Source organism: Escherichia sp. 20412-1 (assembly GCF_003027595.1).
In the GTDB taxonomy this organism is placed as follows: Bacteria; Pseudomonadota; Gammaproteobacteria; order Enterobacterales; family Enterobacteriaceae; genus Escherichia; species Escherichia marmotae.
The window spans coordinates 1-10,654 of the sequence record NZ_PYQM01000068.1 but is presented as its reverse complement, the minus strand read 5'-3'; the positions used below and the strand labels follow the sequence as shown (position 1 = coordinate 10,654).

The window sequence follows — 10,654 nt, the reverse complement described above, 5'->3', positions numbered from 1 at the left end:
TATCTGCGCCATATCCTGAGCGTACTGCCGGAATGGCCCTCCAACCGTGTTGACGAACTGCTGCCATGGAACGTAGTTTTCACCGATAAATAAGTGTCAATACGGCGCTCTGTTGACGCTTACCTTTATTACCATCCTCAGTTGATGCTGCAGCGCATAGCCCAGCTCTTTCGGAAGACGTTCACGCCGTATCCGCTCAATATTCTGTTTAAACGCCGTGGTCAGCGGCACCGCCATCGGGATTTTCACCACATCAATGGGGTAACGGTTTTTCCCGGCCACACGCTGCATGACATGCCACCGGCCATTTTTCAGTTGCTGAATAAACGCGCCGGGAATACGACGGTTACCCACCACAAGCACGCTGCCGCCACCTTTCAGGGATGAACGCTGCCCCTTTTTACGACGCCTGCGGCGGGACAGGACAACCCGCGCATTCCCCAGCCTGATTACGGGCAAATCCCCCCGGTTAACTTTGATTCTGGCCTGCGGATTTTTGACCGTGGCCCTTTTCAGCCTGGCCCTTTCCTTTACCAGTTTCCGGCGTACCTTTGTCTCACGGGCAACCTGTGACGCCGACTGCGATATCGCGGATGAAGCAACGCGGTTAATGGCCATTGCGGCGGCACCAGGCACCGCCGTTCTGCTGATACGGCTGAGGTTTTCAACGGCCTGCTCAAGACCTTTTATGGCCATACATCCCCCTTTCAGCGGCGACGGTTAACGGCAGGCGGTACGCCCCGCCCAAGCCAGAGATGACAGCTTCCGCCATCATCCGGCGAAATCCGGTCTATCCAGAAGTTTTCCTCACCGATGGTCAGCGTGTCGCCGCGCCGCAGCTGCCGCACATCATCAGTCCGGACAAACAGGGACGGGCTGGAGCCTTCAACGCGCACGCCCTGTCCGGCATAGCTGATATTTTCAGGGTCATCAAAAACACCACGTATCACAGCACCGGACTGCTCACCGGATGTCATGGTGGCTGACGTTCCCATGTACCCGCGTATCGTTTCATCGGCGCGGGCAATGGCAGCATCGAACAGGTTATCGAAATCAGCCACAGCGCCTCCCGTTATTGCATTCTGGCCAGGCCACGTTCTGTTATTTCGGCTGCCACACCGGCAGAGACACGAAACGCCGTTCCCGGCAGCACAAATGCCACAGGTTCATCCCGCGTGGCGTGAAGTGCATCGGTATGCAGCGTCACCAGTGCCACGACCGTGACCAGAGCAGCCGTATCCTGAATCACGGTATCCGGCTGCGCTGATACCACCTCATTTTCATGTCCGGTCAGCGCATTTTCCGGGTTGACAGATGTATCCTGACCGGCAGCGTCATCCGTGTCATCAAGCTCCTCTTCCAGCTCTGCCACACGGAGCGCCAGTTCTTCTTTCGTCCCCGTCAGGCTGACATCACGGTTCAGTTGTTCACCCAGCGAACGGAGACGGGCAATCAGTTCATCTTTCGTCATGAACTCCTCCACAGAGAAACAATGGCCCCGAAGGGCCATGATTACGCCAGTTGTACGGACACGAACTCATCAGGGTCAGCCAGCAGCATCAGCGGTGCTGACTGAATCATGGTGAACTCACGCGCCGGATCGCCGGTGGTCACCCAGTTTTTCGGGTAACGGGCAGAGGCGTTAATGCCTTCGCGCTGTGCGTCCGCATCCTGAATGCAGCCATAGGTGCGCAGACCGCGTGCCTGAGTGTTCCCCAGCACCATCGTGTTGTCCGGCAGGAAGTTCTTTTTGACGCCGTTTTCCACGTACTGTCCGGAATACACGACGATGGCCACATCGCCATACATCCCCTTGTAGGACACTGCTTTGCCCAGGTCTTTCACCGCTGTCTCCAGCTCGGAATGAGAGCCGCGACGGGTATCCAGCTTCTCCCTGACGGTCTTGAAGGAACGGAACAGCGCCCAGCCTTTCGGGTCAAACACGATGATATTCACCACGCCGCTGGCGTTCAGCGCGTAGGCTTCGATATCGTCGGTCGGGTCATACGTGGACTTGTCACGCTTGCTCCACTCCGTGCCGCCGGACTGCGTGATGTTGTTCGCCGCACTGCGGCCCATATCCACCTCAACCGGATCGAAGGCTTCACCGGTCATGGTGTATTTGCCCTTGAGCACGGCAGAAACGGCCTGCATCTCTTCGACCTGAGCAATGGCCAGCTCTTCGTCACGCATGTTCTGCATGATGATGCGACGGCGGCGGTAAGCCGGGTCCGCCAGATTCTGTGGATCTTCATCCGGCAGGCGACGCAGGGTCATCTGCGGATTCACCTCATGCTTGGGTTTGACATATCCCGGCGTAAATTCAGAGGTGGAGCCGCCACGGGAGCGGATAACTTCACCGGAAACAATCGGCGAAACGTACAGCGCCATGTTTACCAGTCCCGGAATTTGTGAGAGATAGACTTTCTCCGTGGTGAAGGGATAGCTCTCACGGAAAAAGAGACGCAGAAACAGCGGATCAAACTTAAATTTCTGCTCATTTGCCGCCAGCAGCTGGGCGGTAGTGTACATCGACATAAAAAAATCCCGTAAAAAAAGCCGCACAGGCGGCCTTTAGTGATGAAGGGTAAGGTTAAACGATGCTGATTGCCGTTCCGGCAAACGCGGTCCGTTTTTTCGTCTCGTCGCTGGCAGCCTCCGGCCAGAGCACATCCTCATAACGGAACGTGCCGGACTTGTAGAACGTCAGCGTGGTGCTGGTCTGGTCAGCAGCAACCGCCAGAATGCCAACGGCAGCACCGTCGGTGGTGCCATCCCACGCAACCAGCTTACGGGTGGAAGTATCCGGCATCAGCGGGGTCATTACAGGCGTTTTCGCACTCAATCCGCCGGGCGCGGTTGCCGTATGTGCCGGGTCACTGTTGCCCAGCGGCTGGTAATGGGTAAAGGTTTCTTTGCTCGTCATAAACATCCCTTACACTGGTGTGTTCAGCAAATCGTTAACGGCATCAGATGCCGGGTTACCAGCAGCCAGCGGTGCCGGAGCCCCCTGCATCAGACGATCCAGCGCAGTATCACTGCGCGCCTGTGCACTCTGTGGTGCTGCAGCCAGAATGCGGCGGGCCGTTTCCACGGTCATTCCGGGGGTTTCTGCCAGAACGCGCGCCTGTTCTTCGCGTCCGTGAGCCTCCTCACAGTTGAGGATCCCCATAATGCGGCTGTTTTCTGCCGCAACCGCTGCGGTGATCTGCGCGTTCACGTCCGGCTGCGCCGCGCTGGCGTTTTCGCCCTCCGTCGCTGGCACCACGTCAGTAACGTCAGCCTGCGAAGCAGTGGCTGAAACAGTTGTTGATTGAGTCTCTTTGGTCATTCGCCCTCCTGAGAGACGGGATTTACGTGCATCCAGTGCATCACGCATGACGGTGATCGCATCGGTGCTGTTAACAAGTTCATCAGCCAGTCCGGCATCAATGGCCTCCTGACCGCTGTACACTGCAGCCTCGGTATCCAGCACGGCCTGCACGGACAGACCGGTATATGCCGACACCTTCTGCGCAAACATCCGGCGGGTTGCATCCATCCGGGACTGCAGTGTCTCCCGGACGTCATCAGGAAGATGGCTGTAGGGGTTGCCATCCACCTTATGGCTGCCGCTGTAAATCAGCGTGATTTCCACACCCTGTTTCTCCAGCGCAGCACCGTAATTACTGTGAGCCATCATGACGCCGATGGAGCCTGTCCGGGCGGTCTGTGTGACCAGACGCCGGGAGGCGGCACTGGCAAGCAGCTGACCTGCACTGCAGTTCATGTCGTTGGCCAGCGCCCATACCGGTTTTATGTCACGCACACGGGCGATGATGTCAGCGCAGTCAAATGCCCCCGCCACCATCCCGCCGGGCGTGTCCATATCGAGCAGAATGCCGTCCACCATCGGATCGCTGGCGGCCTGTTGCAGACGGGCGATAATGCCGTTGTAACCGGTCATTCCCGAATACGGCTGCAGCGCCCGCGTCCGGCTGACCAGCGTACCGGACACCGGCAGCACGGCGATGCCGTTCATGACCTGATAACTGCGGGCCTGTCGTGGTCCGTCATCATCACCGGATAACGCCAGCGTCGCGGGTGCCTCTCCGGCAGTCAGGATGTCACCGGACACCGCATCCGTCAGGCGGCTGATCCCAAGCTGGCCTGCAAGCGCACAAAAGAAAACCCGCGCATAGGCGGGTTCAAGCATCAGTGGCTCATTAAAGGCCATACTGGCAATATGCGGGAGATTACGCAGCTCTGCTGTCACTCTTCTCCTCCTCTGTTGATTGTCGCAGCCCGGATTCAAATGCCGCAGCCGCCCAGGCGGGTGGTTTAAGGCCGGCTGCGCGGCGCTCCATCGTTTCACGGACCTGCTGGGCAAAAATTTCCTGATAGTCGTCGCCGCGTTTTGCGCACTCTTTCTCGTAGGTGCTCAGTCCGGCTTCTATCAGCATCACCGCTTCCTGTACTTCTTTCAGACCATCGATGGCCATACGACCGGAGCCTATCCAGTCGCAGTTCCCCCAGGCACTGCGGGCTTCCTGAAAGCTGAAGCGCGCTTTTGAAGGTAACGTCACCACGCGGCGAACGATGGCCTCTTCCAGCCAGCACAGAAACATCTGGCTCGCCTGACGGGATGCGACGAATTTTCGCCGCCCCATAAAGTGCGCCCACGACTCGTTCGCGCTGGCCCGTGCCGTGGAGTAGCTCATCTGGGCGTAATTCCGGGAAAGCTGCTCATACGAGACACCCAGCCCGGCTGCGATATACCGCAGCAGTGACTGCTCAAAAACGGAGTAGCCGTTATCCGTGTCCTGAGCCGTCTGCAGGTTCAGTGAGTCACCCGGCATCAGGTGCGGCACTTTTGCGCCTCCCAGCCGGACCGGCGCGGCGGCGTAATACGCGGCAATTTCACCAATCCAGCCGGTCAGCCTTTCCCGCTGCTCCTGACTGTTCGCGCCCAGAATAAAATCCATCGCTGACTGCGTATCCAGCTCACTTTCAATGGTGGCGGCATACATCGCCTTCACAATGGCACTCTGCAGCTGCGTGTTCTGCAGCGTGTCGAGCATCTTCATCTGCTCCATCACGCTGTAAAACACATTTGCACCGCGGGTCTGCCCGTCCTCCACGGGTTCAAAAACGTGAATGAACGAGGCGCGCCCGCCGGGTAACTCACGGGGTATCCATGTCCATTTCTGCGGCATCCAGCCAGGATACCCGTCCTCGCTGACGTAATATCCCAGCGCCGCACCGCTGTCATTAATCTGCACACCGGCACGGCAGTTCCGGCTGTCGCCGGTATTGTTCGGGTTGCTGATACGCTTCGGGCTGACCATCCGGAACTGTGTCCGGAACAGTCGCGAGGGACTGGTATCCCAGGTGGCCTGAACGAACAGTTCACCGTTAAAGGCGTGCATGGCCACACCTTCCCGAATCATCATGGTAAACGTGCGTTTTCGCTCAACGTCAATGCAGCAACAGTCATCTTCGGCAAACTCTTTCCATGCCGCTTCAACCTCGCGGGAAAAGGCACGGGCTTCTTCCTCCCCGATGCCCAGATAGCGCCAGCTTGGGCGATGACTGAGCCGGAAAAAAGACCCGACGATATGATCCTGATGCAGCTGGATGGCGTTGGCGGCATAGCCGTTATTGCGTACCAGATCGTCTGCGCGGGCATTGCCACGGGTAAAGTTGGGCAGCAGGGCTGCATCCACACTTTCACCCGGTGGGTTCCACGCCCGCAACTGCCCACCAAATCCGCTGCCACCGCCGTGATAACCGGCATATTCACGCAGCGATGTCATGCCGTCCGGCCCCAGAAGGGTGGGAATGGTGGACGTTTTCATACATAAAATCCTGCAGGTCCCCTGCGTCGCTGTGTCATGCCGGTCTGCACTTCCAGCTCCGCAATGTATTTTTTCAGGTCAGACACGGAAGTGGCCGTAAACTCCACTCTCCGTCCGTCTTTCTGTACCGTTGCCACCCGTTTTCCTGTCATCAGGTCATGCAGTGCCGCACGGGCAGCGGCAAGTTCTTCCTGTCGCGTCATTCATCCTCTCCGGATAAGGCACGGGCGTAATCTGCCAGTGTTTTCTTGTTGGTTGCTGCACCATCCTCTTCCTGCAGGCTCGCCAGCAGTGCACTGAGATCCAGTTGCCAGCGGGAAATACTGATGCGCAGCGCCGCCAGCGCATAAACGAAGCAGTCGAGCGCCTCATTGCGTCGCTTTTTGCTGTCCCACAGTATTTTTTTCCTGCCATCCACCCATTTTTCGACCTGCTCTTCAGCAGTAAGCTGCTGCGCTTCGGTCAGATCAAAAATATCCGGGTTATTCGGGAAGTGAACGGCACCGGGAAGCGGTTCATCCCCTTCCGGCGTCAGTGTGAAGCGGTTATAAATCTGCTCTTTCGCGGTATCCGTACCGATTTCGGTAAGGTAAACCCCGTTTTTGTTTCGCTTACGTGGCATGCTGGCCACCGGCTTTCCGTAGACGGATGCCCCTTTAATGGGGATTACCCGGAACAGCCCATGTTTTTTCGAGCGTTCATACACAATGGTCGGGTCAATCCCGCCAATATCCCAGCAGATACGGGATACCGACATTTCTGCACCATTCCGGCGGGTATAGGTTTTATTGATGGCCTCATCCACACGCAGCAGCGTCTGTTCATCGTCGTGGCGGCCCATAATAATCTGCCGGTCAATCAGCCAGCTTTCCTCACCCGGCCCCCATCCCCATACGCGCATTTCGTAGCGGTCCAGCTGGGAGTCGATACCGGCGGTCAGGTAAGCCACACGGTCAGGAACAGGCGCTGAATAATGCTCTTTCCGCTCTGCCATCACTTCAGCATCCGGACGTTCACCGATTTTCGCTTCCCATGTCTCACCGAGCGTGGTGTTCACGAAGGTTTTACGTTTTCCCGTATCCCCTTTCGTTTTCATCCAGTCTTTGACAATCTGCACCCAGGTGGTGAACGGGCTGTACGCCGTCCAGATGTGGAAAGTCACGCTGTCCGGCGGCTCAATCTCTTCACCGGATGACGAAAACCAGAGAATGCCATCACGGGTCCAGATCCCGGTCTTTTCGCAGATATAACGGGCATCAGTGAAATCCAGCTCCTGCTGGCGGATGACGCAGGCATTATGCTCGCAGAGATAAAACACGCTGGCGGGATCATCCGGCGTCCATTTGAGGCCAAACGGCGTCTCTTTGTCGCCAAATTTAAGGTACTGCTCCTCCCCGCAGTGCGGGCAGGCAACATGAAAACGCATAAAATGCGGGGATTCACTGGCAGCACGCTCAATCTGGCAGGTGCCTCTCACTTTAGGCGTGGAGCCACGGATGGACTTTGGCCAGACCGAGCCTTCAATACGCTTGTCGCCCAGGAACGTCGGAGAGCCTTCCTGTTCAATATCATCATCAAAGGCAGCAAGTTCATCATAACCCGCCACATCCACTGACTTTTCACGGTAGTTTTTTGCCGCTTTACCGCCCAGGCACCAGAAGCCACGCCCATTGGTGAAACGCTTCATGGTGAGCGTGTTATCCCGGTGCTTTTTGCCATACCACGGGGCCAGCGCCAGCAGCGACGGAATATCACGGATGGTCGGCTCAACGTGGGTTTTCATAAAGTTCTCGGCATCACCATCCGTCGGCAACCAGATAAGGGTGTTGCGCTGCTTATGCTCTATGAAGTAGGCATAAACACCCAACAGCATTTTGGAATAACCAACACGGGCAGACTTCACCACATTCACCTCACGGATGTAGTCGCTGCCCATCGCATTCATGATGGCCCGCTGAAAGGGCAGTGTTTCCCAGCGCCCTTCCTGGTATGCGGATTCTTTCGGGAGATAGTAACTGGCATCCGCCCATTCAACGGCGGTCTGTGGCTCCGGCCTGAACAGTGAGCGAAGCCCGGCGCGGACAAAATGCCGCAGCCTGTTAACCTGACTGTTCGATATATTCACTCAGCAACCCCGGTATCAGTTCATCCAGCGCGGCTGCTTTGTTCATGGCTTTGATGATATCCCGTTTCAGGAAATCAACATGTCGGTTTTCCAGTTCCGGAAAACGCCGCTGCACCGACAGGGGGATCCCGTCGAGAATACTGGCAATTTCACCTGCGATCCGCGACAGCACGAAAGTACAGAATGCTGTTTCCACCACTTCAGCGGAGTCTCTGGCATTTTTCAGCTCCTGTGCGTCGGCCTGCGCACGCGTAAGTCGATGGCGTTCGTACTCAATAGTCCCTGGCTGCAGATCTGTCTCGCTGGCCTGCCGCAGTTCTTCAACCTCCCGGCGCAGCTTTTCGTTCTCAATTTCAGCATCCCTTTCGGCATACCATTTTATGACGGCGGCAGAGTCATAAAGCACCTCATTACCCTTCCCACCGCCTCGCAGAACGGGCATTCCCTGCTCCTGCCAGTTCTGAATGGTACGGATACTCGCGCCGAAAATGTCAGCCAGCTGCTTTTTGTTGACTTCCATTGTTCATTCCACGGACAAAAACAGAGAAAGGAAACGACAGAGGCCAAAAAGCCCGTTTTCAGCACCTGTCGTTTCCTTTCTTTTCAGGGGGTGTTTTAAATAAAAACATTAAGTTACGGCGAAGAAGAACGGAAACGCCTTAAACCGAAAAATTTTCATAAATAGCGAAAACCCGCGCGCCTTCCGCCCCGTAGCCTGCCGGATCGCCGGAAAGGACCCACAAAGATGATAATAATTATCATCTACATATCAGAACGTGCGTGTACGCCATCAAACCACGTCAAATAATCAATTATGACGCAGGTATCGTATTAATTGATCCGCATCAACTTAACGTAAAAACAACTTCAGACAATACAAATCAGCGACACTGAATACAGGGCAACCTCATGTCAACGAAGAACAGAACCCGCAGAACAACAACCCGCAATATCCGTTTTCCTAACCAAATGATTGAACAAATTAACATCGCTCTTGATCAAAAAGGGTCCGGTAACTTTTCAGCCTGGGTTATTGAAGCCTGTCGCCGGAGACTGACAACAGACAGAAAGACATGCTAATCGCGCAACAGTTGCAAAGAATGAGAGGCTCTGACCGTTTTCAATGATGAGGGACATGACGGCTTCTCATTCGGTATTTTTACGCATCAGGATTTCGTGCACATCAATGGCAATGCTGTTTTCAATTTTTCTCTCTGGTCAGACTGAAGACAACCGTCGCCGAAGGTGGTGTTATCGCCTCTGTATCAATCCGGACAGACAATTGCCCGTCCAGCAATTCACCATTTACAGCAATACCAAAACCTGCAAATAACTCACCTTTATAAATTCGTGCCAGCTGGAATTTCATCTTCTCACATCTCCATGCGCATGTTTATCTCAGCCACGTAACGCTCCTGCTTGTCGAAAGCCCCGTGGGCACAAACAAAAGAGCAGGATAAAAGACTAAAATAACTCTGGTATTACTTATTATTTCACAGACAGTTATTCAATATTTAGCATGAAAGTTTACTACTAGTCATTATTACTTGTGATAACATCTGCCGCCACACCACAGGTTGCAACGGGCGTTACTGTCACTGTGATGTAAAATTACACATCATGAATATATACATAAATATAATAAAATATTTCAACATTACGGAATATCCGACAAAATGATAACAACTTCAGATTAAATCAATTTTATGCATTACGTGAAAAATCAGCACTTACATCAAAATAAACAGATAAATCAGCCAACAAAAATAACGAATTGAACAACAGCATAAAAATAAGATAAAAATATAAACGCTAAGATAAACCACTCTTCAATTCGTGCCATTTTATGCCGCATATCACCTGCGGCTTTTTTTTATTCCAGGTGAGTACTGAGTGTTCCGGTTTCTTCCACCATCGCACCGGACAGGCGACCATATGGGTGTAATCCGCGGCCTGTTTACGCGGCAAACCCGGTGTGCATCGTTTCTGATTATTCCCGCACACTCACGCAGAGGAGTCTCCCCGTCGGGCTGCGGTCTCTGTTAATGCGGGAATACGGCGACGATACGGCGCATGGATAATAAGAACAGTCAGCACACCGGCTGTAATTCAGCAGATAACATCCGGCATTTATCGGTATTCATCGCACACTCAACGGTGAGGGCTTCATTCGTGGCATCCACTTCGTATGTCCGTGAGAATAATTTCGTGCATTTACCACTGAACGAACCTTCAGAAAGAACACGTCCACGCTGCAAAATACGGAACGGAATTGTTCCTTCAAAAGGTTTTACAGTTACCAGTAATTTCTTCATACGTCCTCCGGATAACAAAAAGACTACTTCATACACTGCCCACGGATATATTCCTGCGCCCCTTCCAACTGCTTCTGCATCGTCATCAGCCGTTCTCTGAGGGTGAAATAATGCCGTTGAGCGGCGTCTGCCAGTCTGGGGCGGGCTGCATTACCCACGCGGGCGCTGCCTGTGGTTTTGTCTGTGGCGGACACACAGGTGGCGTTGACCCGCAGGCTGCGGCGACCAGCGGCAACGTCAGCGCGCAGATTTTCATTTTCAGCTCTCGCATCGGCTAACTCCTTTGTGTATTTTGCATCGAGTGCAGCAACATCACGCTGGCGCTGCTGCATGTCAGTAATGGTGGCGTCAGCCAGCTTCAGTTCTCTGACTTTTTT

14 protein-coding genes and 1 pseudogene are annotated in these 10,654 nt (G+C 54.5%); 2 read left to right on the top strand and 13 right to left on the bottom strand.

Annotated elements, in window-relative coordinates; genetic code table 11:
* Positions 1-93: transposase domain-containing protein (locus C7B16_RS24705; protein ID WP_143192629.1), on the top strand; the 93-nt coding region annotated here is incomplete at its 5' end.
* A gap of 3 nt (positions 94-96) precedes the next feature.
* Here the strand turns inward: C7B16_RS24705 and C7B16_RS23055 are convergent.
* From C7B16_RS23055 to C7B16_RS23010, 10 genes are read right to left on the bottom strand one after another with little or no spacing between them, the layout of a single operon-like run.
* Positions 97-696, bottom strand: coding sequence for a phage tail protein (locus C7B16_RS23055; protein ID WP_107180214.1), 600 nt, complete (start codon positions 694-696; stop codon positions 97-99).
* An 11-nt stretch (positions 697-707) separates the two neighbouring features.
* Positions 708-1,061 carry a head-tail joining protein gene (locus C7B16_RS23050; RefSeq protein ID WP_000752994.1) on the bottom strand — a complete coding sequence of 118 codons (354 nt, stop codon included), beginning with the start codon at positions 1,059-1,061 and terminating at the stop codon, positions 708-710.
* A gap of 11 nt (positions 1,062-1,072) precedes the next feature.
* Entirely contained in the window at positions 1,073-1,471 is a 399-nt protein-coding gene (locus C7B16_RS23045) for a DNA-packaging protein FI (RefSeq protein ID WP_097749580.1), read from the bottom strand.
* A gap of 41 nt (positions 1,472-1,512) precedes the next feature.
* Positions 1,513-2,538, bottom strand: coding sequence for a major capsid protein (locus tag C7B16_RS23040; protein WP_097749581.1), 1,026 nt, complete (start codon positions 2,536-2,538; stop codon positions 1,513-1,515).
* A gap of 55 nt (positions 2,539-2,593) precedes the next feature.
* Positions 2,594-2,926, bottom strand: coding sequence for a head decoration protein (locus C7B16_RS23035; protein ID WP_107180213.1), 333 nt, complete (start codon positions 2,924-2,926; stop codon positions 2,594-2,596).
* A gap of 9 nt (positions 2,927-2,935) precedes the next feature.
* On the bottom strand, positions 2,936-4,255 hold the full coding sequence (locus C7B16_RS23030; RefSeq protein ID WP_097749582.1) for a S49 family peptidase: 1,320 nt from the start codon (positions 4,253-4,255) through the stop codon (positions 2,936-2,938).
* Positions 4,236-5,837 (bottom strand): phage portal protein, encoded by a 1,602-nt coding sequence (locus C7B16_RS23025; protein ID WP_025670869.1) that lies wholly within the window; start codon positions 5,835-5,837, stop codon positions 4,236-4,238. Before C7B16_RS23025 ends, C7B16_RS23030 begins: the two co-directional genes overlap by 20 nt.
* Complete coding sequence (locus tag C7B16_RS23020; protein WP_000198149.1) at positions 5,834-6,040, bottom strand: phage head-tail joining protein; 207 nt, start codon at positions 6,038-6,040, stop codon at positions 5,834-5,836. Before C7B16_RS23020 ends, C7B16_RS23025 begins: the two co-directional genes overlap by 4 nt.
* On the bottom strand, positions 6,037-7,962 hold the full coding sequence (locus C7B16_RS23015; protein ID WP_107180212.1) for a phage terminase large subunit family protein: 1,926 nt from the start codon (positions 7,960-7,962) through the stop codon (positions 6,037-6,039). The genes C7B16_RS23020 and C7B16_RS23015 overlap by 4 nt, the downstream gene beginning before the upstream one ends.
* Positions 7,937-8,482, bottom strand: a complete 546-nt coding sequence (locus tag C7B16_RS23010) for a DNA-packaging protein (RefSeq protein WP_000453587.1) — start codon at positions 8,480-8,482, stop codon at positions 7,937-7,939. The genes C7B16_RS23015 and C7B16_RS23010 overlap by 26 nt, the downstream gene beginning before the upstream one ends.
* A 389-nt stretch (positions 8,483-8,871) precedes the next feature.
* On the opposite strand from C7B16_RS23010, the pseudogene C7B16_RS23000 reads away from it, so the two are divergent.
* Positions 8,872-9,076: pseudogene (locus tag C7B16_RS23000) on the top strand (YlcI/YnfO family protein).
* Between the two features lie 87 nt (positions 9,077-9,163).
* On the opposite strand, the gene C7B16_RS22995 reads toward C7B16_RS23000, so the two are convergent.
* The 3 genes from C7B16_RS22995 to C7B16_RS24700 form a co-directional block, all read right to left on the bottom strand.
* On the bottom strand, positions 9,164-9,331 hold the full coding sequence (locus tag C7B16_RS22995) for a hypothetical protein (RefSeq protein WP_258182611.1): 168 nt from the start codon (positions 9,329-9,331) through the stop codon (positions 9,164-9,166).
* Between the two features lie 721 nt (positions 9,332-10,052).
* Entirely contained in the window at positions 10,053-10,277 is a 225-nt protein-coding gene (locus C7B16_RS22990; protein WP_033552860.1) for a hypothetical protein, read from the bottom strand.
* An 85-nt stretch (positions 10,278-10,362) separates the two neighbouring features.
* A complete protein-coding gene (locus tag C7B16_RS24700; RefSeq protein WP_143192628.1) occupies positions 10,363-10,548 on the bottom strand; it encodes an Rz1 family lipoprotein in 186 nt (61 codons plus the stop codon).
* Positions 10,549-10,654 lie beyond the last annotated feature (106 nt).